At 66.4% G+C, this 22,927-nt stretch carries 19 protein-coding genes; 11 read left to right on the top strand and 8 right to left on the bottom strand.

Annotated features, from left to right (window positions below; genetic code table 11):
- Positions 1 to 94: 94 nt before the first annotated feature.
- Positions 95 to 778 (top strand): hypothetical protein, encoded by a 684-nt coding sequence (locus tag BM052_RS13370; protein WP_091147683.1) that lies wholly within the window; start codon positions 95 to 97, stop codon positions 776 to 778.
- Positions 779 to 884: 106 nt separating this feature from the next.
- Here BM052_RS13370 and rsmD read toward each other — a convergent pair whose 3' ends face one another.
- Together rsmD and BM052_RS13360 are read right to left on the bottom strand one after the other, a co-directional pair.
- Positions 885 to 1,430: a 16S rRNA (guanine(966)-N(2))-methyltransferase RsmD gene (rsmD, locus tag BM052_RS13365; RefSeq protein WP_255406132.1), complete on the bottom strand. Its 546-nt coding sequence runs from the start codon at positions 1,428 to 1,430 to the stop codon at positions 885 to 887.
- Positions 1,431 to 1,440: 10 nt separating this feature from the next.
- A complete protein-coding gene (locus tag BM052_RS13360; protein WP_091147682.1) occupies positions 1,441 to 2,418 on the bottom strand; it encodes a pseudouridine synthase in 978 nt (325 codons plus the stop codon).
- 98 nt (positions 2,419 to 2,516) lie between these two features.
- On the opposite strand from BM052_RS13360, the gene BM052_RS13355 reads away from it, so the two are divergent.
- A complete protein-coding gene (locus BM052_RS13355; RefSeq protein ID WP_091147680.1) occupies positions 2,517 to 3,836 on the top strand; it encodes an AmpG family muropeptide MFS transporter in 1,320 nt (439 codons plus the stop codon).
- On the opposite strand, the gene BM052_RS13350 is transcribed toward BM052_RS13355, so the two are convergent.
- From BM052_RS13350 to trpB, 3 genes are read right to left on the bottom strand one after another with little or no spacing between them, the layout of a single operon-like run.
- Entirely contained in the window at positions 3,833 to 5,170 is a 1,338-nt protein-coding gene (locus BM052_RS13350; RefSeq protein ID WP_091147679.1) for a bifunctional folylpolyglutamate synthase/dihydrofolate synthase, read from the bottom strand. The two genes, BM052_RS13355 and BM052_RS13350, sit on opposite strands and share 4 nt — an antisense overlap.
- A gap of 4 nt (positions 5,171 to 5,174) precedes the next feature.
- The gene (trpA, locus tag BM052_RS13345; protein WP_091147677.1) at positions 5,175 to 5,951 is read right to left on the bottom strand and encodes a tryptophan synthase subunit alpha; all 777 of its coding nucleotides are present in this window, start codon (positions 5,949 to 5,951) and stop codon (positions 5,175 to 5,177) included.
- 1 nt (position 5,952) lies between these two features.
- Positions 5,953 to 7,176, bottom strand: coding sequence for a tryptophan synthase subunit beta (gene trpB / locus BM052_RS13340; protein ID WP_091147676.1), 1,224 nt, complete (start codon positions 7,174 to 7,176; stop codon positions 5,953 to 5,955).
- Positions 7,177 to 7,601: 425 nt separating this feature from the next.
- Between trpB and BM052_RS13330 the strand changes: the two genes are divergently transcribed.
- Complete coding sequence (locus BM052_RS13330) at positions 7,602 to 8,069, top strand: hypothetical protein (protein ID WP_091147672.1); 468 nt, start codon at positions 7,602 to 7,604, stop codon at positions 8,067 to 8,069.
- A gap of 58 nt (positions 8,070 to 8,127) precedes the next feature.
- Here the strand turns inward: BM052_RS13330 and BM052_RS13325 are convergent, their stop codons facing one another.
- Positions 8,128 to 8,769 carry a phosphoribosylanthranilate isomerase gene (locus BM052_RS13325; RefSeq protein ID WP_091147671.1) on the bottom strand — a complete coding sequence of 214 codons (642 nt, stop codon included), beginning with the start codon at positions 8,767 to 8,769 and terminating at the stop codon, positions 8,128 to 8,130.
- An 86-nt stretch (positions 8,770 to 8,855) separates the two neighbouring features.
- Between BM052_RS13325 and BM052_RS13320 the strand changes: the two genes are divergently transcribed.
- From BM052_RS13320 to BM052_RS13305, 4 genes are all read left to right on the top strand, one after another.
- On the top strand, positions 8,856 to 9,245 hold the full coding sequence (locus BM052_RS13320) for a DUF4019 domain-containing protein (protein WP_255406131.1): 390 nt from the start codon (positions 8,856 to 8,858) through the stop codon (positions 9,243 to 9,245).
- Between the two features lie 99 nt (positions 9,246 to 9,344).
- Positions 9,345 to 10,880, top strand: a complete 1,536-nt coding sequence (locus BM052_RS13315; RefSeq protein ID WP_091147668.1) for a phospholipase D-like domain-containing protein — start codon at positions 9,345 to 9,347, stop codon at positions 10,878 to 10,880.
- Positions 10,877 to 11,485: a GTP cyclohydrolase I FolE gene (gene folE / locus BM052_RS13310; protein ID WP_091147666.1), complete on the top strand. Its 609-nt coding sequence runs from the start codon at positions 10,877 to 10,879 to the stop codon at positions 11,483 to 11,485. The genes BM052_RS13315 and folE overlap by 4 nt, the downstream gene beginning before the upstream one ends.
- 195 nt (positions 11,486 to 11,680) lie before the next feature.
- A complete protein-coding gene (locus BM052_RS13305) occupies positions 11,681 to 13,108 on the top strand; it encodes a hypothetical protein (RefSeq protein ID WP_091147782.1) in 1,428 nt (475 codons plus the stop codon).
- Positions 13,109 to 13,162: 54 nt separating this feature from the next.
- On the opposite strand, the gene BM052_RS13300 is transcribed toward BM052_RS13305, so the two are convergent.
- The gene (locus BM052_RS13300; protein WP_091147664.1) at positions 13,163 to 14,356 is read right to left on the bottom strand and encodes an amino acid aminotransferase; all 1,194 of its coding nucleotides are present in this window, start codon (positions 14,354 to 14,356) and stop codon (positions 13,163 to 13,165) included.
- Between the two features lie 279 nt (positions 14,357 to 14,635).
- Between BM052_RS13300 and BM052_RS13295 the strand changes: the two genes are divergently transcribed.
- The 4 genes from BM052_RS13295 (at position 14,636) to BM052_RS13280 (ending at position 20,172) form a co-directional block, all read left to right on the top strand.
- Entirely contained in the window at positions 14,636 to 15,379 is a 744-nt protein-coding gene (locus tag BM052_RS13295; RefSeq protein WP_255406130.1) for a response regulator transcription factor, read from the top strand.
- 3 nt (positions 15,380 to 15,382) lie between these two features.
- On the top strand, positions 15,383 to 16,726 hold the full coding sequence (locus BM052_RS13290) for a sensor histidine kinase (RefSeq protein ID WP_091147661.1): 1,344 nt from the start codon (positions 15,383 to 15,385) through the stop codon (positions 16,724 to 16,726).
- On the top strand, positions 16,723 to 17,244 hold the full coding sequence (locus BM052_RS13285; RefSeq protein ID WP_177198474.1) for a hypothetical protein: 522 nt from the start codon (positions 16,723 to 16,725) through the stop codon (positions 17,242 to 17,244). The genes BM052_RS13290 and BM052_RS13285 overlap by 4 nt, the downstream gene beginning before the upstream one ends.
- Positions 17,245 to 17,388: 144 nt before the next feature.
- Positions 17,389 to 20,172 carry a CHAT domain-containing protein gene (locus BM052_RS13280; protein ID WP_177198473.1) on the top strand — a complete coding sequence of 928 codons (2,784 nt, stop codon included), beginning with the start codon at positions 17,389 to 17,391 and terminating at the stop codon, positions 20,170 to 20,172.
- A gap of 33 nt (positions 20,173 to 20,205) precedes the next feature.
- Here BM052_RS13280 and BM052_RS13275 read toward each other — a convergent pair whose 3' ends face one another.
- A complete protein-coding gene (locus BM052_RS13275) occupies positions 20,206 to 22,398 on the bottom strand; it encodes an autotransporter domain-containing protein (protein WP_091147655.1) in 2,193 nt (730 codons plus the stop codon).
- Positions 22,399 to 22,927 lie beyond the last annotated feature (529 nt).

Raw genomic sequence — 22,927 nt, 5'->3', positions numbered from 1 at the left:
GCATCGCGACGCAAGGCCGCTTCGTCGCAAGCGCGGAAACAATGCGCGGCGCCGTTCGTCCCTTCGATGAAGAATTTCGTGACGGAGAGAGAATATGCGCAATATGATGCTCGCGGGCGCGGCCGTGCTTGCCCTGTGTTCCATGCCTGCCGCGCTGGTTGCCCAGGACGCCGCCGGCACGGGGGGCGACATGGCGATGCAACCGGAAACCTCGACCCCATCGACCGACCAGAACGGCCCGCCCTCCACCGACAGCTCGCAAACCGCGCAGCCCGGCACCGCGCAGCAGGCGCCCGCTCCGGCCGACAAGCCGATGCTGAGCCCCAACCAGCAGGCAATCCACGACGCCTGGCCCGCGGCCCGTCAGGCCGATTACGAGGCCTGGCCCAATGAGTACAAAGTCTACTTCTGGACGCTGACTCCCGAGCGGCAGGAAGGTTACTGGGCGCTTACGGCCGACCAGCGCGGCCAGATCTCCAAGATGAGCCCGGCGCAGCAGGAGCTGGCGTGGAACTCGGTGCTGCAGCAACTCAAGGGTCAGGCGCCGCCGCCCATGAGCCAGGCCAACCCGGCGGGCGAGGGCGCGCCGGCGGCCGGCGCTCCCGATCCCCAGGTCGCCAGTCAGGACGTCAGCCCGGCGATGCCGGCCGACGAGAGCTATCAGGGTGGCCCGTACAAGGGTGCCATGACCGCGCCGCCGGCGGCCGCGATGAACAAGGACTATCCCGTCTGCACCAAGAAAATCCAGGACAGTTGCCGAAATCGCGGAGGTGTCTGACCCCGGATCGCATTCCATGGGAAACCCTGGGAAACCGGGCGTCCGCGACATCTGCGCCCGGTTTCCAGGTGGCCGGGCGGCTACGCCGCGCGCAAGGCCCGAAAGCTCAGCTTTCGCGTCGCAGGATGTGAAGCCGCGCCTTGCCGACGTCGCGCACGGCTTCGGTTTCGAATCCCTTGATGGCGATGCTTTCGCCCCTGGAGGTTTCGAGGCTGACCCACGCCGTCTCGCCGATCCATCCCAGCCGGGCCAGCTTGTCGATCGCGACCGCGCCGGCGCCGGTATCGTAAGGCGGATCGAGCAGGATGAGGTCGACCCGTTCCTTGACCGGTCCCAGCGACAGCACCGAACCCGCGCGCACGTCGCTCCGCGACTGGGCGTGCAGGTTCGCGATGTTCTGGCGGATCGACCGGATCGCGGCGGGGTCCTGATCGACGAAGAGGCAATGCGCCGCCCCGCGTGACAGCGCTTCGAGGCCCAGCGCGCCCGATCCGGCGAAAAGATCGGCCACTTTCAGTCCCTCGAACGAGCCCAGCCGGCTGGTGAGCATCGAAAACAGCGTCTCGCGAGTGCGATCGGCCGTCGGGCGCGTGGTGTCGCCCGCGGGCGCGACCAGCTTGCGTCCGCGCCATTCGCCGGCGATGATCCTCATGCTGGGAATCTCACGACGAACGCGGTTCCGGCCGCGGTTCCGGCAGGGTCTTGCGGAACTTTTCAAGCGTCTTCGAATCGATTTCGATCGCCGCGCCCTTGGGCAGGTCCAGCAGTCGGAACGGGCCGTAGGCGGTGCGGATCAGGCGGCTGACTTCCAGCCCGAGATGTTCGAGCACCCGGCGCACCTCGCGGTTCTTGCCTTCGGTCAGCGTCAGTTCGATCCACTGATTGCGCCCGGTGCTGCGTTCCATGTTGGCGTCGATCTTGCCATAGCGCATGCCGTCGATCTCGATGCCCTCGATCAGCTCTTCGAGCTGGGCCTGGGTCACAGGGCCGAAGGCGCGGGCGCGATAAGTGCGCGGCACGCCCGTCGCCGGCAGTTCGAGCTGGCGCTTGAACGCGCCGTCGTTGGTCAGCAGCAGCAGGCCCTCGGTGTTGAAGTCGAGCCGGCCGATCGGCATCACCCGGCCGGTATCGGGCGGCAGCGCGTTCCTCAGCGCGGTGTAGATCGTCGGCCGGTCCGCCGGATCGCGCTCGGCGGTGATGAGGCCGGCCGGCTTGTGGAACACGAACAGCCGCGTCGCCTCGGGCGCCTTGACCGGCTTGCCGTCGACAGTAACGCCCTTGAGGCTGGTCAGCACGGTCGAGGGCGTGTCGATCACACCCTCGCCCAGCTTGACCCGCCCCTCGGCGATCATCCGCTCCGCCTCGCGCCGGCTGGCGACCCCGGCGCGGGCGAGCAGCTTGGCGATGCGCTCGCCCTCTCGCGGCGGCAGCGAGGGGTCGCGCGGCGTCGGCGCGGCGGCGCGGGGCGCCGGACGCGGCTTGCGCGGGGCTGGCCTTCCGTCGACCGAACTGGCGCCCGCGTTCTTGCCGAAGCGGCGATTTCCAGACGGTGCGCCGCCATTCGGGCCGCCGCCGCGCGAAGAAGCGCCGCGAACGGAACCGCGTCCCGGTGCGCCGGACTTGTGAGGTGGTTTGGACATGCGAGCGCCCATACCTGTTGATCGTCGCTTCATCCAGCCTTCCCTTCAGCCCAGGCTGCGCTAGGTTGGCGCGGGTTCGGCATTCTAAGGAGCAAGGCGTGGACGCCCCAACCATCGAGCAGCGTCGCGGGGCGTGGGATTCGGTCAAGCCCTATCTCGAAAGGGAATCGCTCGCTGCCTTCCTGCTGGGCCTGTCCTCCGGCTTTCCTTATGCGATGATCGGCGCGACGCTGACCACGCGGCTGGCGCAGGACGGGATCGACAAGAAGACCGTCACCGCCTTTACGCTTGCCTTCATGGTCTACAATCTCAAGGTCTTCTGGGCGTGGATCATCGATGGCGTGCGGTTGCCGGTGCTGGGCGGAATGGGCCAGCGGGTGTCGTGGATGCTGGTGTGCGGCGTGCTGGTCATTGCCGCGGTACTCAATCTTGCGCTGGTCGATCCCGGGGCGGACATCGGCGCCACGGTGATCGCGGCCGTGCTGGTGGGCGCGGCCGGCGCCAGCTTTGATATCGTCATCGATGCCTACCGGATCGAGACACTCAAGCCCTACCAGCTCGGTACGGGCTCGGGCATGAGCCAGTACGGCTGGCGCATCGGTTCGACCGGCGCCGGCGCGCTGGCGCTGGTGCTCTCGGCCCGGCACGGGTGGGGCGTCGGCTACGCGGCCTGCGCGGTCTTCGCGCTGCCGGCGATGCTCACCGCGCTGTTCCTGGGCGAGCCGGAGCGGCGCAAGGTGGTGCTTCAGAAGCGCGGCATCGGTGAAATCTGGAACTCGATCGTGGGGCCATTCGGAGAATTCTTCCGGCGCAATGGCGCGTTCCTGGTGCTGCTGTTCATCCTTGTCCACAAGATCGGCGATACCCTGGCGAACCTGACTTTCCGCCTGCTGTTCGATGACCTTCATTTCAGCAACGACGAAATTGCGCTTTATGACGTTGGCCTGGGGTTCTGGGCTTACATGATCGGCGTGTTCATCGGCGGCGTCGCCTTCGCGAAGATGGGATTGAAGCGCTCGGTCATGCTTTCGCTGGTGCTGATGGGCGTTTCCAACGTCAGCTTCGCCGCGCTGGCGGCGGCGGGACACAGCAACTGGGGCATGGCGGGCGCGATCGGGTTCGAGAACATCGCGTCGGGCTATGGCGGCGTCGTCGTCATCGCGTACTTCTCAGCGCTGTGCGATCTGCGCTTCACCGCTTCGCAATATGCCTTGATTTCGGCGGGCGCGAGCGTGGTCGGCCGTTTGCTCACCGGCACCACGGCGGGCGCGCTGATCGAAACCATGGGCTACGTGAACTTCTACCTGCTCACCACCCTTGCAGCGGTGCCGGGTATCGTGCTGTTCTGGTGGATGATGCGCACCGGCCTTGTCGACGATGCGATGGGCACTGTGGGCGAGGACGATCCACAGCCCTAATCCGGAAGCTCGCCGTTCTCCCGCAGCACGGCACCCGCCAGGTAGAGCGAACCCGCGATCAGCGCGATCTCTCCGGCTTCCGGATCGACTTCGAAGCGTCGCAGCGCAGAAGCTACGTCGTCCGCTTCGGATGGTCGCGGGATCGACGGAATCCCGGCGAAGGCCGACAGGCCATGGCAATCGTGGCCCGGCACCGGAATCACCGTCACGCTGGCCAGCCGGCCATGCAGAGGGCCAAGCAAGGCCGCCGGGTCCTTGTTCGCCAGCATGCCGATGGCGAGGTGGATCCTCCCACCCTGGTCGCGGAAATGCCGCGCGAGCGCCTGGCCGGCGTCGGGATTGTGTCCGCCGTCGAGCCAGCAGGGCGTGCCGGGCGGGAGCAAGGCGGTCAGCGGGCCTGCCCGCAGGCGTTGCAGGCGCGCCGGCCAGCTGGCGCGGTTCATGGCCTCCGCAAGCGCCGCGCCGGGAACTTCGACAATGGCCTGGTGGCGCAGCATGGCGATGGCGAGCCCGGCGTTCCATGTCTGGTGGATGCCCGGCAAGCGGGGCCGAGGCAGGTCCAGCCGGCCGCCATCGTCGCGATAAGCAAAGCCGTTCGGCCCCGGTTCGACCGACCAGTCGCGCGCGAGCCTGAAAACGGCCGCGCCGGCCCTGGCCGCCTGCGCTTCAACGGCCCGGTTCATCGCCGGCGCGTAGTCCATCGCCACCAGCGGAACGCCTGCCTTGGCGATGCCGGCTTTCTCGAAGGCGATGCGGGCGAAGGCGTCGGCCGGAACGTCTTCGTCAGGCGCAAGCAGGAAGGCTTCGTGATCGATGCCGAGCGAGGCGATGCCGCAGATCGCCGGGCGTTCGATGACGTTGGTGGCATCGAAACGGCCGCCCAGGCCCACTTCGATCACGCAGGCATCGGCGGGCACGCGCGCGAAGGCGAGGAAGGCGGCGGCGGTCGATACTTCGAAGAAGCTGGCGCCGATGCCGGCCTCCTCGGCGACATCGAGCACTTCGGCGAGCAGGCTTGCCAGCATCCCATCCTCGATCAGCCTGCCGGCGATGCGGATGCGTTCGTTGAAGCGCACGAGGTGGGGGCTGGTGAAGACGTGAACGCTCTTGCCCGCCGCTTCCAGCGCGGCGCGCAGGAAGGCGCAGGTCGAACCCTTGCCGTTGGTTCCGGCGACATGGAATACCGGCGGCATCGCGTGCTGCGGGTTGCCGAGCCGGTCGAGCAGGGCGCGGATCGTCTCGAGGCCAAGCCGCCCTTGCGGCACCGAAAGCGCGCCGAGGCGGTCAAGCTGGGCCTGGACCGCCGGCGACTCCGAAACCGCGAAGTCGCGCATCGCGTCAGCGGGCCGAGTGCACCGCTTCGGCGAGTGCCGAGGTCAGTTCGCGCAAGGGGCCGGCAGCCTCGTCCCCGTGCTGCTTGACGAGATCGACCAACGCCGAGCCGACGACCACGCCGTCCGCGACCCTGGCGATGGCGCTTGCCTGTTCGGGCGTGCGCACGCCGAAGCCGACCGCCACGGGAATGGCCGACGCCGCCTTGAGCTTCGCCACCGCCTCTTCAATCGAGGTCTGCACGGCCTGCTGCATGCCGGTGATGCCCGCGACGGAGACGTAATAGAGGAAGCCCGAGGAGCCACGGAGAACCGCGGGCAGCCGGGCAGCATCGGTGGTGGGGGTGGCAAGGCGGATCAGCGAGACACCCTTGCCGCGCAGCGCCGGACCGAGTTCGGCGTCTTCCTCGGGCGGGATGTCGACGCAGATCACGCCGTCTACCCCGGCCTTGGCGCATTCGGCGGCGAACCATTCGGGGCCGCGGATCGTCATCGGGTTGGCATAGCCCATCAGCACCAGCGGCACATGCGGGTGGCGCGCGCGGAAAGCGGCGGCAATGCGGAAGATGTCGGCGGTGCGGGTGCCCTTGGCAAGGCTGCGCAAGTTGGCTTCCTGGATCGCCGGGCCATCGGCCATGGGATCGGTGAAGGGCATGCCCAGCTCGATCACGTCGGCGCCGCCCTCGACCAGCGCGTCGAGGTTGGCGGCGGTGTCGCCGTCACCGGCGGTGATGAAGCAGACGAGCGCGGGGCCTTTGGCGAAGGCGGTTTCGAAGCGGGTCATTTCAAAGCTCCACCCCCAGCGCATCCGCCACGGTGAAGATGTCCTTGTCCCCGCGCCCCGAAACGTTGACGACGAGGATGCTGTCCTTGTCCAGCTCGGCGGTCAGCCGGGGCAGGGCGGCCAGTGCGTGGGCACTTTCCAGGGCCGGGATGATGCCCTCCAGCGCGCAGCAGAGCTGGAAGGCTTCGAGCGCCTCGTCATCGGTGATCGGCACGTAGCGGACGCGGCCGCTTTCATGCAGCCAGGAATGCTCCGGGCCGAGGCCGGGATAGTCCAGCCCCGCCGAGATCGAATGCGCTTCGGTGATCTGGCCGTCCTCGTCCTGCAAGAGATAGGTCTTGTTGCCGTGGAGGATGCCGGGCCGCCCGCCGGTGAGGCTGGCCGCGTGCTGGCCGCTTTCGATGCCGTGGCCTGCCGCTTCGATGCCGACCATCGCCACTTCGGGATCGTCCAGGAAGGGGTGGAACATGCCGATCGCGTTCGAGCCGCCGCCCACCGCCGCCACCAGCATGTCGGGCAGGCGGCCTTCAAGTTCCATGATCTGTTCGCGGGTCTCGGTGCCGATCACGCTCTGGAAATCGCGCACCAGCTCGGGATAGGGATGGGGGCCTGCCGCCGTGCCGATGATGTAGAAGGTGTCATGCACATTGGCGACCCAGTCGCGCAGCGCCTCGTTCATCGCGTCCTTGAGCGTTTCGGCGCCGCTCGTCACGGGCACCACCTCGGCGCCCAGCAACTTCATGCGAAAGACGTTGGGCTTCTGCCGCTCGACGTCCTTGGCGCCCATGAAGATCACGCAGGGCAGGCCGAAGCGCGCCGCGACGGTGGCGGTGGCGACGCCGTGCTGGCCGGCGCCGGTTTCGGCTATGATCCGCGTCTTGCCCATGCGCATGGCGAGCAGGATCTGCCCGATGCAGTTGTTGATCTTGTGCGCGCCGGTGTGGTTGAGATCCTCGCGCTTGAAGTAGATCTTCGGGCCCCGCTTTTCTCCATTGGGGCCCGCCGGCGCCAGCGCCCGGAAGTGCTCGGTCATGCGGGGGGCATGGTAGAGCGGGCTGGGCCGGCCGACGAAGTGCTTGAGCAGATCGTCGAACTCTGCCTGGAATGCCGGGTCCTGCCTTGCCTTGCGATATTCCGCCTCAAGATCGAGGATCAGCGGCATCAGCGTTTCCGCGACATAGCGTCCGCCGAACCGGCCGAAGTGGCCGGTTTCGTCGGGCAGCATGCGCAACGAGTTTGCGGGCCTGTTCGTGGGGCTGCTCGTGGGGCTGTTCAGGGGGCTGTTCAGGGGCGGTTGGGCAGTCATGATCCGCGGCGCTTGGCAGAGGCTCCGGCGCTTGTCCAGAGCGGCATTGGCCGGCCGGCCCGGGCGATCGGATCCATCCCGTCCGGCGCCCGCAGCCGGCCCGTCTGTGGCCGATCGGAGCGGCGGGAAGGAGGTAGCTTGCCAGCCGCTGAACGAGCCGGGAAAATACGCCGAACTGTTGAAAAATATCGTTGAGTTTTAATTGTATCGCGATTGTTGCAAGTCTGCGTCACCTTGCGACCAATTGCCCCGAAAATGCCCTGATTGGTTCATCCATCGGCAAGCGCGGCGGTTCTAGCCGGAAGCTTCCCCGGTCAGCCGGGAGATTATCTGGAGTATCGATTATGCGTATTGCCATCCTTTCGCTCGCGGCGGCCGCCGGGGCCGTGCTTGCTACCCCGGCGCTAGCCAATGAGGTTCGCGTGGAGACTCGCGGCGGTGTCGTCTGGAACCACGGCGATACCGAAGCGATCGCGGGCGTTGCCGGCGGCTATGACTTCGACCTGGGCGACAAGCTGTTCGCCGGTGTCGACGTGTCGGCGGACAAGCTGCTGACTTCCGACACGCGCGTTTCCTGGGGCCTCGGCGGCCGCGTCGGCGTCAAGACCGGCACCGGCGGCAAGCTCTACGCCTTGTCCGACTATCAGACCAAGTTCTGTTCGACCTGCAACGAGTCGGTCGCCGTCGGCGGCGGCTTTCAGCAGGATATCGGCCAGAAGCTCTACGGCAAGCTCGAATACCGCCATTACGTGGTGGGCGACAATACGCCCGATGCGGACGGCGTGCTGGCCGGCGTCGGTCTCAAGTTCTGATCCGATACACCGAGTTCGGAGCAGGAGGGCGGTCCGCGTCATGCGGGCCGCCCTTTTCCTATGCTCCCCGCACGGCCGCACAGAAGGCGGCAATCTTGGCGGGGTCCTTGACCGCCGGCGAGCTTTGCACGCCCGATGAGACATCGACGAGCGGGGCGCCCGTCAAGCGGATCGCTTCGGCGACGTTGCCGGGGGCGAGGCCGCCCGCAAGTCCCCATGGGCAAGGCGCTTTCCATCCGACCAGCAGCGACCAGTCGAACGACAGCCCGAGGCCGCCGGGCAGCGCGCCCTTGGGTGTCTTGGCGTCGAGCAGCACCATGTCCGCGACTTCGGCATAGGCCGCGGCCCGATCCAGGTCGGCGCGCGCGGCGATCGGCAGCGCCTTCCATACCGGCAACCCGAAGCGCGCCTTGACTTGCGCCACTCGCGCCGGCGTTTCGCTGCCCTGTAATTGCAGAAGATCGATGCCGGTCGCCGCGATCGTTTCGCCCAGCACGGCATCGTCGGCATCGACGAACAGCCCGACACGGCGGACATGGCCCTGTGCCCTGGCCGCCAGCGCCGCCGCTGCGTCAAGCTTGAGATGGCGCGGGCTGGGCGGATGGAACACCAGGCCGGCAAAATCCGCGCGCGCCTTGACCACCGCGTCGACCGCGTCGGGCGTGGTCAGGCCGCAGATCTTGATTGCTGGGGTGGTCATGCTTTCTTGTGTTCTTTCCGCTTCCGGCTAGTCTGGCGCCGATGAGGACGTTCGCGCGCTATCTAGTCGCATTTGCCGCTCTCGCAATGTCCGGCGCGATGCTTGCCGGCTGCGGGGTGCAGGAATCGTTCAAGGAAGCCTCGGTCGAAGTCGACCGGTTTCATGCCGCGCTGGATGCCGGGCAGTGGCAACGCCTGTGGGCGCAGGCCGATCCCGAACTGCGCAAGGCCACCGGCGCCGAGCAGTTCGGCCAGCTGCTCGAAGCGGTGCACCGCAAGCTTGGCAAGGTGAAATCCAGCGAGCAGACCGGCTGGAACGCCAACGCCACCACCGGCGGCACCTTCCTGACGCTGACCATGCAGACCAGGTTCGAGAAAGGCAGCGGCGCCGAACAGTTCGTCTACCGCAAGGGAGAGGGCAACAAGCTCACGCTGGTTGGCTACAATATCGAATCGCGCGAGATGATGCTGAATTGAGGTCCGGGGGATTATTGGGCCCGAGGCATCAAGCCGCGTGTTTGTGCGTTGTCATCAGGGACTTGATCCGAAGAGGTCGCTGATCCAGCAAGGCGGGTGATGAACGAGGAGCCTGGCAATGAAGCCGAAGTAGGCGCGGCGGCTTCGGCATCGGTATGGCGATACGCCATGGCGCGCCGCGCCCGCCTGGTGATCGACGCGGCCGACTATTTCGGCCTCATTCGCGTGGCCATGGACCGGGCGAACCAGCGCATTTTCCTGATCGGCTGGGATTTCGATTCGCGAATCCTGCTGCCGTCCGGGCGGCGCTGGTGGCAGCGCGGCCGCAAGGTACGCTTTCCGGCGCGGCTGGGCTCCTACATCGTCTGGCTGGTCAAGCATAATCCGCGGCTCGAGATATTGCTGCTCAAGTGGAACTTCGCCTTCCTGAAGTACCTGTTTCGCGGCACCATGCTGTTCGACCTCGTGCGCTGGGCGCTGCGCAGGCGGATCGATTTCAAGTTCGATTCGGCGCACCCGGTGGGCTGCAGCCATCACCAGAAGATCGTGGTCATCGACGATGTGTTCGCCGCCTGCGGGGGCATCGACATGACCTCCAATCGCTGGGACACGCCCCGGCACTTCCCGCGCGACCGGCGCCGGCGCAGTCCGACCGGGCGCCCCTATGGCCCGTGGCACGACGTTACCATGGTGATGGAAGGCGAAGTCGCCGCCGCGCTGGGTACGCTCGGCCGGGAACGCTGGCGTATCGCGGGAGGCAGGGCGCTGGCTCCGTGCGAAGAGCAGGACACCACGCCCTGGCCCGAAACCCTCGAAGCGGAATTCGAGAACGTCGAGATCGGCATCGCCCGCACCAGCGCCGCATATGGCGACAGTCCCCAGATCACCGAGATCGAGCAGCTCTTCATCGAGCAGATCCGGCGGGCCAGGCGCTTCGTCTATGCCGAAACGCAATACTTCGCCTCACGCGCGATCGCCGAAGTGATCTGCGAGCGCCTGGTCGAACCCGATCCGCCCGAATTCATCCTCGTCAGCCCGGTCAGCGCTCATGGCTGGCTGGAGCAGGTGGCGATGGACACGGCGCGGGTCGCGCTGGTCGAAACGCTGCGGGATGCGGACCACGCGGGCCGCTTCCACGTCTACAGCCCGTTCGCCACCGACGGCACGCCGATCTACGTCCATGCCAAGCTGACGATCGTCGATGACGAGATCCTGCGCGTGGGATCGGCCAACATGAACAACCGCTCGATGGGCCTGGATAGCGAATGCGATGTCTTCATCGACACCGCGCGGCGCGCGAACGCGCACGTCGGCCCGGCCATCGCCAGGCTGCGCGTGCGGCTGCTGGCGGAACATTGCGGCGTAAGCGAGGAGGTGATCGCCGAGGGGATTGCGCGCCGCGGATCGATGGCGGCCGTGATCGATGCGCTGGCCGTGACTGGCAAGTGCCTAAAGCCGTTGCCCTTGAAATCTCTCTCGGAAGCTGAAAGAGCGCTGGGCGACAGCGGCGTGCTCGATCCGGAACGCCCCGGAGAAATGTTCGAACCGATCGAGCGGCGCGGGTTGTTCCGGCGCAAGGGGCAACTGATGCGCATGCGCCTGATGAAGAGATTGAGAAGGAGTATAAAGGGATGAGCAGCCTGGTCGGACCCGACGAAGACAACCCGCTCGGCAAGCCGGCCGTACCCGAAGAGGTGCAGGAAGCCATTCGCACGCTGCTGCGCTGGACCGGCGACGACCCGGCGCGCGAGGGGCTGCGCGATACGCCCAAGCGCGTCGCCCGGGCCTGGAAGGAATATTGCCAAGGCTACCAGGAAGACCCGGCGGTCCACCTTTCGCGCATTTTCGAGGAAGTGGGCGGCTATGACGAGGTGGTCCTGCTCAAGGACATCCCGTTCCAGTCGCACTGCGAGCATCACCTGGCGCCGATCATCGGCAAGGCGGCGATCGCCTATCTGCCGCGCGACCACGTGGTCGGCATCTCCAAGCTCGCCCGTGTTCTGCACGGCTTCGCCCGGCGGCTGCAGATCCAGGAGCGCCTGACCGCAGAAGTGGCTCAGTGCATCTGGGAAAACCTCCAGCCGCACGGCGTGGCGGTGGTGATCGAGGCGAGCCATGCCTGCATGACCGCGCGCGGCGTGCGCACGCCCGGCGTCGGCATGATTACCAGCCGGATGATGGGCACGTTCCTGACGGACGAACGTTCCCGCAAGGAAGTGCTCAGCCTGATGGGCTATTGACGCGGCCGGTTTTCCCCGGGCCGGTTTTCCCCGGGCCGGTTGCCCGGGCGCTCGAGTCCGTGCGAAAACTGCGCTTCCTTCGATCCATGGTGCCTGCCCTGGTGCGGGCGCCAGCGCGGAAAGGCCCGGCGCGGAAAGGGAACGTGATTGCAGGACGTGGCGCTGCCGCAACGTGACAAGAGCAGTGAACCGGGCTTGACCGGTTGGTTGCCTGCGTCGGTGCCTGGGCCGGTGCTCACGCTGGTGCCGGCGGCGATGCTGCTGGCGTTGCTGCTGCGCAAGATCTGGGACGTCGACATCTTCTGGCAGCTCAAGCTGGGCGAACTGGCCCTCGCGCGGCACGGTCCGGTCCGTAGCGAACCCTTCGCGGCCTTGCACCTGGGCGAGCCGCTGCCCTCGGTCGCCTGGCTGGGGCAAGCGATCATGGCCGGCGTGCGCCTGCTCGGCGGCTGGGACCTGCTGCGCGTGTTCGACGCGCTGTGCTGGCTGGGCGGTTTCTGGGCAGTGGGCGCCGCCTGCCGGTCACGCGGCGCACCGCGCCACGCGGTGATGCTGGCGCTCGTGCTTTCCTTCGCCGCCGCGTTCCAGACGGCGAGCATCCGGCCGCAAAGCTTCGCGGCACTGTGTTTCGGCCTGCTGCTGGCGCTACGGCGGCTCGATCTGCGACCGTCGTTGACCATCGTGCTGGGGGCGCCGTTGCTGCTGGCGTGGCAGAACCTCCACCCGTCGGTCAGCGTCGGGGTGATGGCCATGGGGCTGATCGCCGCGATCGACTGGCAGGGCTGGCTGCGGCACCGCCGGCGACGGGTTCCGCTGGCGTGCACCGCGCTCGCGCTGCTGGGCTGCGCTGCCATGTTCGCGACGCCGGACGGTTTTTCGGTGCTGGCGATTTCCGCCCGAAATGCCGAGGCGAGCGTGGCGATCAGTGCCAGCGAGTGGCTGCCGCTGTGGTTCCCGGCGAACCGCGCCAATGCCGCCCGTGTGGTCGTGGTCGGGCTGCTGGTGCTATGGCTGGTGCTGCGCAATCGTGCCCGCGCGGATGCCGGGGAACTGGCGGTGGCGCTGGCCCTGTTCCTGTTGACGCTTGCCGCCTATCGCTTCGTGCTGTTCTGGGCGGTCGCGATCGTGCCGGTGATCGCGCGCGCGTCGGCGGAGCCGGAGGGCGCCGGAACAGTCCCGTCGCGGCGCCGGGCGGCGATCGTGGTTCCCGTCCTGCTGGTGGCGGCCCTGGCGCCCGTGCTGGTGCCCGCGCGCTTCGATCCGTCGCTGCCGCTGGCCGCGCTCGACCGGCTCCAGCGGGAGCATGTGCGGGGGACGATCTATGGCGACTTCCCGTTCGGCGGGCCGATCATCGATACCGGCTGGCCGGACTGGCATGTCGCCTACGACGGGCGGTACTACCGCTATTCCAGCGACGAGTGGAAATACAACGGCGGGATCGAAAACGGCTATGTCCCGCTTGTCGACGTGGTGCGCAAATGGCGCCCGGCGGCGTTCGTGCTCGATGCGAGGCATAACGCGCCGCTTGCCGGGGAACTGGCCCGCAGTCCCAGGTGGCGGCGCATCTATGCGCTGGGCGGCGTGGTGGTCTACGTTCCCGACAGGGGGCGAATGGGCGCCTGACCGAAGTGGAACGAGCCATGCTCATCCCACTTCGATGTCAGTCGCGATCCCGTGTCAGCCGGTCACGTCGGCGACGGCGGCGATGAACTGGTCGATATTGCCCATCGTCAACCCGGCCACGTTGATGCGGCCCGATCCCGCGAAGTAGATCCCATGCTTGGTGCGCATCGCCTGCACTTGCTCAGGCGTGAACGGAATGATCGAAAAGAGCCCGTTCTGGCCGCCGATCGGCGTGAGATCGACGCCGCCGGTCTTGCCCGCCGCGGCAAGCCTGGCGCGCACCTGGCGCATGCGGTCGCGCATCTGGTCAAGCTCGTCGAGCCACTGCGCGGTCAGCTTCTCGTCCTCCAGGACAAGGCGAACCGCCGCGCCGCCATGGTCCGGCGGCTGCGACCAGTTGGCACGGGCCAGCGAATGGCCGTTCGACATGACCTTGGGCAGGTCAGCCGGATCGGCGACCATCGCATAGAGCGCGCCGACGCGGTCACGATAGAGACCGAAATTCTTGTCGCATGAATAGCAGATCAGCGCCTCGGGCACGGAGACGAGCACGCGGCGAAGGCCGTAGGCATCCTCCTCCATGCCCGCGCCCAGGCCCTGATAGGCAAGATCGACGATCGGCAGGATCTTGCTGGCGGCCAGCAGACTGGCGATCTCGTCCCACTCGGCGTGCGAATAGTCGATGCCGGTCGGGTTGTGGCAGCAGCCGTGCAGCAGGATGGCGTCGCCATCCTCGCTCGCCGCGATGGCGGTGCGCAGCGCGTCCATGTCGATCGTGCCGTCAGCTGCGGCGTGGTTGAACTCGACGACGCCGAGGCCAAGATCGGCGCAAATCTGGTTGTGGTTGGGCCAGCTCGGCTTGCCGACGATAATGCGCTTGCAGCCGGCACGCTTCACCATCCCGAGCGCCAGGCGCAGCGAGCCGGTGCCGCCGGGGGTCTGCATGCCCTCTATACGGCCCGCTTCAAGGATTTTGGCCATCTCGGCGCTGTCCTTGCCGAAGATGTAAGGCATCAGTGCCTCGACGAAGCCCATGTCACCCTCGGGGCCGAGATAGGCCTTGGAGTCCTGCTCCTCGACAAGCTTCTTCTCCGCCGCCTTGATCGCCCCGAACACCGGGGTGTCCCCCTGGCCGGTACGATACACGCCCACGCCAAGGTCGATCTTGTCGGCGCGCGGGTCCGTGTTGTGAAGCTTGATGAGCGCAAGGAGCGCGTCGGCGGGTTGTTGCTGGAGGTCGGTAAGCATGGCGGGCGGGGCCTTACTCCGGCGGGCCACACGGTGCAACAGGGGAGTGCGTTCTTCCAGGGGCAATCGTATTCTCGGTGCTGTTCGACCGGATGGCTTGGCCGTGATCGCACAAGGTTCAAGATGGGCATGGTTGTCCTGTAAACGTCGAGGTGCAGCAAACATGGCGCTCTCAAGATGCATTTCGCGAACACCTTGCAGAAAGCCCATCCTAGAAGGTAGCTAGGCACACCCTTTTCGGTGGGATCGAGAGCGGGTAAATTACAGCGAATATAACTGGTGGACTGGTCCATTCTGCAGCTACCGGAACACCTGCTCACAACTGCAAAGGCGTGTTGGTTGCGAACGTTGCTGATCGAAGACGATGCGCTGACAGCTCGGGCCATTTCGGAAACGCTGGTCCGCGAGGGGATCGAGTGTGTTTGGGATGCGGAAGCGGAAGCGGGATTGCGCCATGCCGCGACGGCCGATTTCGACGTCATCATCATGGACCGGATGCTGCCTGGCATGGATGGGATTGCCGCCATCGAGCAGCTTCGCGGATCGGGTATTCGAAAGCCCGTGCTCATGCTTTCCGCACTTGGTAGGGCGCAGCACAGGGTCGAAGGGCTCGATGTCGGGGCCGACGACTATCTTGCCAAGCCTTTCGAGCCAACTGAGCTTGTTGCGCGCGTGCGCGCCCTCCACCGGCGCGGCGCGGCGCTGGCCAACCAGCCGGTGATTGTCCATGGCGACATCGAAATGCATCTGAAGGCGCGGACCGCGTATCGGGCAGGCCAGCACCTCAAGCTCAGTCCCAAGGAATTCGATGTCCTGAAACTGCTGATGGAAAATGCGGGCCAGGTGGTGACGCGGCAGATGTTGTTGCTCCGCGTGTGGAAACTCAATTTCGACCCGCAGACCAATGTGATCGACGTCAACCTTGTGCGTCTGCGGCGTAAGCTGGACGAGGGTTTCGGCCAGCCTTGGCTCGAGACCGTTCGCGGCAAGGGCTATCGCCTGCGGCCGGCTCACGCGAACTGATCCGTGGGCGCCAGCGGGTTCCATTCGGTTGCCGTCCGGCAGGCGCTGGTGACGATCGGGCTGATGCTAACCGGATTGAGCGCGTTCGCTTTCGCCACGATCGCGACCGTACGCGATACGGTCCAGGCGGACCTGCTGCACATGGTCGATACCGACATCGCCGGCTTGGTGGACGTGGCCGAGCAGGGTGGAATCGATGAACTCGTGCGCCGCATCGGTGATCGCGCGGACATCTCCGCCGGCTGGAACGCACGACCCTACTACCTGCTGCTCGCGCCGGGTGGCCGCCGCCTTGCGGGCAACCTGCCAGCCGTCCCGCCCTTCGATCCCGCGCAGTCGGCACAGGGGGAGTGGAATGTCGGGGGCGATGCCATCCATGTGCGGGCGACGCTGCTGCGCGGGCAGTACGCCCTTTTCGTCGGGCGTAGCGAAGCGCCGTTGCAGGAGATTACCAGGGCACTGACCTTGCGGCTGCTGGCGGTGGCTGCACTGTTGATGGCCGCGGCGTTGGGCGTGGCGCTGGTGATGGCGCGGCGCTTTCGCGCGCGGATCGCGGCTCTCAACGATGCGTTCGCCCGTTTCGAGGCAGGCGATCTGCTAGCCCGCCCCCCCGAGGCAGCGGGGCACGACGAGTTCGACGTGCTCGGCGGCCACGTGGCACGGCACCTCGAGCGCAATGCAGAGTTCGTGGTGGCGCAGCGGCGGATCAGCGATGGCATCGCGCATGAACTGCGCACGCCGCTGGTCCATCTCGACACCCGCCTGCTGCACCTGATCGAGCAGGCCGGTGGCGATCCGGCCGTCACCGCGGAGCTGGAATGCGCGCGCGCGGACATCCGGCAGATCGTTTCGCTGTTCGAAGTCCTCCTCGACATCGCGCTGACCGAGACGGTCGAGGAAAGGCAGAGCGAGCGGGTCGACTTGTCCGAGCTCGTCGGCGATCTCGCGGATCTGTACGCGGCCAGCGCCGAAGAGGCGGGGCTTGCCTTCACCGCCCGCATCGCACCCGGCATCGAGCTGTTCGGCGAACCCATGCAGATCAGCCGCATGATCGCGAACTTGCTCGACAACGCGCTGAAGTTCGCGCCGGCCGGGTGCAGCGTGCGCATGTCGCTGGCGCCGGGGCCGGAACTGGTGGTGGAGGACAACGGACCCGGTATCCGCGAGGCTGAACGGGAACACATCTTCCAACGCTTCGCCCGCGCGGCCGACGGTGGCTCGCCCCCCGGGCATGGCCTTGGTCTGTCGCTGGTGCGGGTGATTGCCGCACGTCATGGCCTGTCGATCCGGGTCGAGGATGCCCGTCCCGGCGCGCGCTTCGTGATTTCGAGAAAGGAGACGGCGTGATTCGTATCGTATTTGCCGCCGGTGCTCTTGCGCTCCTGGCCGGGGCGGCACCGCGGGACGATTTTGCGCGGACCGTTGCCGCCCTTCGGGCAGGTATGAGCGGCGAGGCCACTGGCCAGGCGGAGCAGACGGCGGCGGCAGCTTCCGCTCTGGCCGCGCTAGGTGCCCATCCGGTCGAGGGTGCAGCTGATCTGGCGGCGCAGTGGCGTGGCGAGGCGAGCCCCGCCTACCGCGAGCGCGTGCTGGGCCCCGCCTATCTGAACATCACGCTGCAACCAGGCGGCCGCTATGCGCTGGAACAGTCGTTCCTTGCCGGACGACGCGCCCGTGTTGCCGCCTTCCCGACGATTCCGATCAGGTTCCGGTTGCAGGTCAACGATGGAGATCAGGAACGCAGTTGCAGCGTGCGGGAAGGCACCGCCAATTGTGACTGGGTGCCGGTCTTTACCGGCCGCGTCCGGGTCAAACTCATGAACGCTGGCAAAAGGCCCGCAAAGTTCGTTATCGTGATGCAGTAAGCGTTCCAGCCGGGGGGCATGATACTGATGAAATGCGCGCAGTGGCTTCTTGCCACATCATTCCTCGTGTCCATCGCAGCCGTCCCGGTCCGTGCCCAGTGCGATCGCAAGCCCATCGCGCCTGCCTGGCCCGCGGAGGCGCCCATGACGGCGCAGTATGCCCGCCTTGCGGCAAAGGACATCGACGGGGACCAGACCGAGCTGGTGCGCGACTGGAAGGCGTTTCTCGATGAGGCGGAAGGCACCCCGGGCGTGCCGCCCCAGATGATCGTCCGTGGTCTGGTCTGGCTGTCCTACACGCAGGGCGGGAACGACAATGATGCCTCTGTGGCGGCTCAGGCGCGCGCCATGGCACTGGCGCCTGCCGCTCCCGATCCGGATTTCGACAGCGTGCGGCTATCCAACGGTTCGCTGCTTGCGGCCATCTTCGGCAAGCCTGAAGAAGCGGTGCGATTGCTTTCGGCCGCCGAGGCATCCCGGTTCGGGGGAAGGGACGACCTTAGCGTTCAGGCATACTGGTCCGCAATGGCTCGCAATTTCATCGCCTCGCAAAAGGGCGACGGCCCCGGAGCGATTGCGGCGAGCAGGCGCATGGCCGAAAATGCAAGATCGTGCCTCGCTGAAGGTGCGACGGGAAACCTGACCGCCCTCTCTAACCTGGGCGCGGCGCTCGATGCCGCCGGACGGCTGGAGGAAAGCCTCGCCGTGCAGGAGAAGGCAGTCGCATGGGGCGTCGAACATGCGCCAGAAGCAAGCCCCGCCTTTCTCGTTGCGCTGAACAACTACGGTGTGGACTTGCGCAATTCGGGCCGCTTTGCCGAGGCGGAAGTGCTGCTGCGCAAGTCGGTTGACCTGTTCGCGCGTTACCAGCCGGGCAATCTCAACCAACGAGCCACCGCGCTTTCCAATCTTGCGACCACGCTTGATTACATGGGGCGTGGCCTTGAGGCAGAGGCGCTCTGGATGCAGGCGCTCAAATGGTTTGAACAGGCGCCCGAGGGCAGTTTCACCGCGCCTGTCGATACGCTGCGGTTTGCCTCGGAATCGGCCAGCAACCGGGGCGATGGCAAGCTGGCGGTGGAGCGTGCGCAGGCCGCAGTGCGTTATGCCGAGGGACATCTGAAGCCCGACAATCAGGCGATTCCGCAAGCACGCCTCCACCTTGCTGCCGTCATGGCGGCGAATGGACGTGCGGAACAGGCGCTCGCGCTTTCAGAGGCGGCTGTTGCTGCCGTCAGGGCGACCCTGCCCGAAGACAGCTTGCGGCGCATGAGCCTGGAGCTGGCCTATTCGCGCGTGGTCGGCGCGGCCAAGGGACCTGTGGCCGGGACGGCTGCTGCCCGGCCCGTATTCGAACGGATGGCTGAAAAGTTGGTCGCCACCGATGCCAATGCCCGGCAGCGCATCCGCTATCGCTCGCTGGTGCTGTCCAGTTTCCTTGCTCTGGCGCGCATGGCCATCGATGCGGGCGATACCGAACTCGCTTTCCGGGTAATGCAGCTGATCTCGATCAGCGAGATCACCACGGCGGAAGCCCAGTCGTTCGCTCGCCGGGCTACCGCCGACCCGCGAGTCGCGGACCGGCTGTTCGCCTATCAGCAGGCGGCGACCGTCCGTCAGTCGCTGGACCGCAGACGCAATGTCGCGCAGGCGGAAAACCCGTCAGAACTGCCCGCCATTAATGCGTCCATTGCCGAAGCCGACGCGGCCCTAGCGCTGCGCGAGCGGGAACTGAGCGCGGTCCTGCCCGATTTTGCCCGCCGCACCCGGCCGGAGGTCACCGATCTGGCATCCTTCCGCAGCAGCCTGAGGCCGGACCAGGTGGTGATCGTGCCGCTGATGGCCCAGCGTGGCGGCATGACCATGGCGATCACGCGTGACGGGATGGCTTCCGCTCCGGCCGCACCGTCCGCCAAGGTCACGGCACTGGTTCACCGTATCCGGGGATCGATAGATGATTTTCGCGCCAGGGGCTCGGCCGCCCATTTCGACCATGCCGCGGCGCGCGGTCTCTACGATGCCCTGTTTGCGCCCGCCCTGCGGCCCATCCTGAACAGCCATCGCGATCTGCGGTACGCGCCCAGCGGCGTTCTGGCGGAATTGCCGCTCAGCCTTCTGGAGGCGCCCGGCGGATCGCCCGGCAGGCCTGGCTGGCTGGCGCGCACCCATGCCGTGACGTTGCTGACAGGTCTGGCCGGTGGAGCGTCCCGGTTCGCCGCCGCATCCGGTGCGCCGAAGGCCGATCTTGCGTTTCTCGGCATTGGCGATCCGGTTACGGGACCGTCGCTGAAACTCGCACCGGGCAAGATCGCGGTCAGGGGCGGACGGGTGGAACTGGGCAGTGCCCCTGCCTTTGCCCCGCTGCCCGGCGCCGCTGTTGAATTGCGCCAGATGGGGGCCGCCTTCGGCGAGGAACGGTCGGTGTTGCTGGCGGGAGCGGACGCGACCAGGGCGCAGATCATGGCACAGCCGCTCGACAGGTTCCAGATCATTGCCTTTGCCACCCACGGCCTGGCTCCCAGCGAGAGCGGAAATGCGGGCGAGGCAGCACTGCTGCTGTCGCCGGATGGGGACACCTCAGTCCTGCTGACGGCGAGCGAGATCGCGCAGTGGAAGCTCAATGCCGACTGGGTGGTCCTGTCCGCCTGCAACAGCGCGGCGGGATCGGAACCGGGCGCACCGCAGTTGAGCGGCCTTGCCAGTGCCTTCGTCAGGGCGGGTGCGCGCAACCTTCTGGTTTCCTCCTGGCCCTTGCGCGATGATGCCGCCACCCGGCTGACGGTGGCGACACTGCGGGAAAGTGCGGCGGGCCATGCCCGGCCCGAAGCCCTGCGCCGGGCGATGATGGCACTGGCCGATGATCCTGCCATTCCCGATGCCTCCCACCCGGCTGTCTGGGCTGCCTTCTCGCTGGTCGGCGCGCCCTGAGGGACGCGCCGACGCTGACGAGTGGCGGCGGCTTCAGAAGTTGAAGCGCAGGCTGGCGCTGCCGCCCAGACGGGCGTCGTCGCCATGGCCCAGCATCGCGTGGCCGGAGAACGAGAGCATCGTCCGACTGCTGAGGCCGAAGTCCAGATCGAGCCCTGCGCGGCCCCAGTCCTGCTCCGGCACCGCTCCTGCCACGGCGAAGCCGCCGACACCGAGGATCGTGCCGGTCAACGGGGCCGCGGTGGGATCGAAGCGGTGGACCCACTCGCCGGAGATCTGCAGCCTGACCTTGTCCGCGAGGTTCGCGCCGAGGATGCCGCCAAGGCGCATTTCATCGGTGTTCGACTTCATCGCGTTCATGGCCAGCGGGAAGGCGCCGCCGGTTTCGGTGTAGCCATCCATGCCGACATGGATGTGCGAGAAGGCCGCGTAGCTCGACAGACTCACATCCTTGCCCAGCCGCACCATGTCGCGCCAGTCGGCCCGGCCGCGCAGGGCCCAGGCGCGGGCATCAGTCTTGCTCCTGGAAACGTCGATGCCGGTTCCGTTTTGGTAGGCACGGGCGAGCGATACGTTCCAGTCCGCGTAATAGCCGGTGAGGCTGAAGATCAGCGGCATTCCCTGCGGCTGCACATCGAGTTCGCCCACCAGGTGATAGCCGTCGGCTTTCGACTGGCCACCGAACGACGTATCGAGGTCGATGCCGTCCGCGCCGCCGCCGAAACCGATGCGCACGCCTTCCGCAAGGTCATGACAGATGCCGGCTTCACCGCTCACGTTGCGGCGGTTGTTCCGGTTCGATTCGGCATAGTCGCCCGTGATCCAGCCGCAGGTGCGGCCGTTGCCGGCGTAGTCCAGAAGCGGACGGTGGTGGGCCCCGAACAGGATGACGTTCGCCCCGTTGATCAGGTTCTGGAAGGTGACGCCGCCATTGTTCGAAACGGTGTAGAGATAATCGACAAGGCCGATCAAGCCGCCATTGTCCCCGCCACCGTTGTCCCCGCCACCGTTGTCGCCGCCACCGGTGTCACCGCCGCCCGTATCGCCACCGCCAGTGTCACCGCCGCCAGTGCCGCCGTCGCCCGGATTGTCGCCGCCGCCCGTCGATGCGGCCACTCGGGCGATGTACTGCTGGGTGGTTCCGTTGATCTGGCCCGTCCCGATGACGACGTTGCCATCGTCGCTGACACCGGTGGCATCGGTGAAGGTGTTGCTGCCAACACTGACGCCATTGGCCGTGAGCCATGCCGACACCGTCTGCATTCCGCCGCTCTGCGTCCAGCGGAATGCCACGAGTTCCTGTGCGACATAGGTGCCGGGCTGGGTGGCGGAACCAACGATGACCGTACCGTCGGCATTGACAGCATAGGCACGGCTGTGTGTCCCGCCCGACAGTAAGCCCAGACCGGTCATGCCGCCGCCACTGGTCCAGCGGAACGCTTCCATATCGTCCCCGTTGCCGTGGCCCGCTGAAAAGCCGACGACCACGTTGCCGTCGGCGGAAACATCGGTTGCACGGCTCTTCGCATATGTGGTGCCGACATCCGCCGGCAATACGCCCAGCCCCACCATGCCGCCGTTCTGGGTCCAGACGAAGGCTTCGTTCGTGTACGTTGCATTGCCGCCATAGCCAGCGACGACACGGCCATCGCGGCTGGCCCGCAGGGCGATGGAACTGACGAAGTCGTCGCCGTTGAGATCTTCGGGCGTTCCCTTGTTCACCCAGCGCACGGCATGTGTCGCCCCCGTGCTTGTGGCGCTGCTACCGACAATTACGGCACCATCACCCGAAACGCCATTGGCGGCGCTCGACTGAGAGTAGCCCGCCGTAGGGTTGAGATGCGCAAGCGTGGTCATGCTGGTGCCTTCCCAGACCACCGCCGCCGACCGGGAAATGTAGGTCGCGGCGGAGAGGCCGGCGATTACGGTTCCGTCGTCGGAGACACCGTTTGCCAGCACATAGGCATCGCCATCGATGCCGGGCAGCGCCTCATAACCTGAAGCCGTGATCCGGTAGGCTCTGTATGTCGTGGCATCGACACGCAGGACGCCCGCTATGGTGCTGCCATTACCGGAAATGTCGAAAAAGCCGATGCCGACGTTGGGCGTGGGCTTGCCCGGAATATCGGCATCACCTGTGATGCCTGCGTCCTGCGCGAATACCGATGAGGGAACTGCCGTGCATGCAAGAACGCCGACGCCAAGTAACCTAGAGAGATTTTTCATGAAATTCCGCACCTTTTAAGCTGGAAGCAAGTGCGGACGGTGTGAGCGCGACGGCGGCTGCAGGCACGTTACAAAGGCAGAAAGGCTGATCGTTACCCAAAATGTAATGGTCACCCAAACTGCTCGACCATGACCAGTCACACTTCCGATCATCCTTGACCTCGAATTTCCCCTGCGATCCGATTCATGTCCCATAGAACCGTCGTTTTGATGATTTCTGCTGCAGGGAGACATCCCGGCGGGTTCAACACACGGGTCATTGCCGCGCCGGGTCTCGGCATGATGAATGACGGTCGGGTTATTGCGCTTGGCGAGCATAACGGAGCGCTCAGATCGAGCCCGCGCACATCGGCTCTGTCGCCCTTGCCGCGGTGCTCATGACAGGCGCTCTGGCCAGTTGGTGAGGGGGGGCGGAACCACTGCCAGTGCTATAGCAAAACTAAGGCGTGTGGACATTTATGGGCTTCCCTTTTGCGCGCGGATCGGATTCAAGACTGGCGAAGGGAGCACGATCTTGGATCGACACGGA

Source organism: Novosphingobium sp. CF614, assembly GCF_900113255.1.
Classification (GTDB): Bacteria; Pseudomonadota; Alphaproteobacteria; order Sphingomonadales; family Sphingomonadaceae; genus Novosphingobium.
Note: the sequence above shows the minus strand (reverse complement) of the source record. Positions and strands in the feature narration are given on the sequence as shown.

Excerpts from the sequence above, each read along its gene's own strand:
- BM052_RS13370 (WP_091147683.1), top strand. The coding sequence starts at position 95 with ATGCGCAATATGATGCTCGCGGGCGCGGCCGTGCTTGCCCTGTGTTCC.
- rsmD (WP_255406132.1), bottom strand. The coding sequence starts at position 1,430 with ATGAGGATCATCGCCGGCGAATGGCGCGGACGCAAGCTGGTCGCGCCC.
- BM052_RS13360 (WP_091147682.1), bottom strand. The coding sequence starts at position 2,418 with ATGTCCAAACCACCTCACAAGTCCGGCGCACCGGGACGCGGTTCCGTT.
- BM052_RS13350 (WP_091147679.1), bottom strand. The coding sequence starts at position 5,170 with ATGCGCGACTTCGCGGTTTCGGAGTCGCCGGCGGTCCAGGCCCAGCTT.
- trpA (WP_091147677.1), bottom strand. The coding sequence starts at position 5,951 with ATGACCCGCTTCGAAACCGCCTTCGCCAAAGGCCCCGCGCTCGTCTGC.
- trpB (WP_091147676.1), bottom strand. The coding sequence starts at position 7,176 with ATGCTGCCCGACGAAACCGGCCACTTCGGCCGGTTCGGCGGACGCTAT.
- BM052_RS13330 (WP_091147672.1), top strand. The coding sequence starts at position 7,602 with ATGCGTATTGCCATCCTTTCGCTCGCGGCGGCCGCCGGGGCCGTGCTT.
- BM052_RS13325 (WP_091147671.1), bottom strand. The coding sequence starts at position 8,769 with ATGACCACCCCAGCAATCAAGATCTGCGGCCTGACCACGCCCGACGCG.
- BM052_RS13320 (WP_255406131.1), top strand. The coding sequence starts at position 8,856 with ATGTCCGGCGCGATGCTTGCCGGCTGCGGGGTGCAGGAATCGTTCAAG.
- BM052_RS13315 (WP_091147668.1), top strand. The coding sequence starts at position 9,345 with ATGAACGAGGAGCCTGGCAATGAAGCCGAAGTAGGCGCGGCGGCTTCG.
- folE (WP_091147666.1), top strand. The coding sequence starts at position 10,877 with ATGAGCAGCCTGGTCGGACCCGACGAAGACAACCCGCTCGGCAAGCCG.
- BM052_RS13300 (WP_091147664.1), bottom strand. The coding sequence starts at position 14,356 with ATGCTTACCGACCTCCAGCAACAACCCGCCGACGCGCTCCTTGCGCTC.
- BM052_RS13280 (WP_177198473.1), top strand. The coding sequence starts at position 17,389 with ATGACGGCGCAGTATGCCCGCCTTGCGGCAAAGGACATCGACGGGGAC.
- BM052_RS13275 (WP_091147655.1), bottom strand. The coding sequence starts at position 22,398 with ATGAAAAATCTCTCTAGGTTACTTGGCGTCGGCGTTCTTGCATGCACG.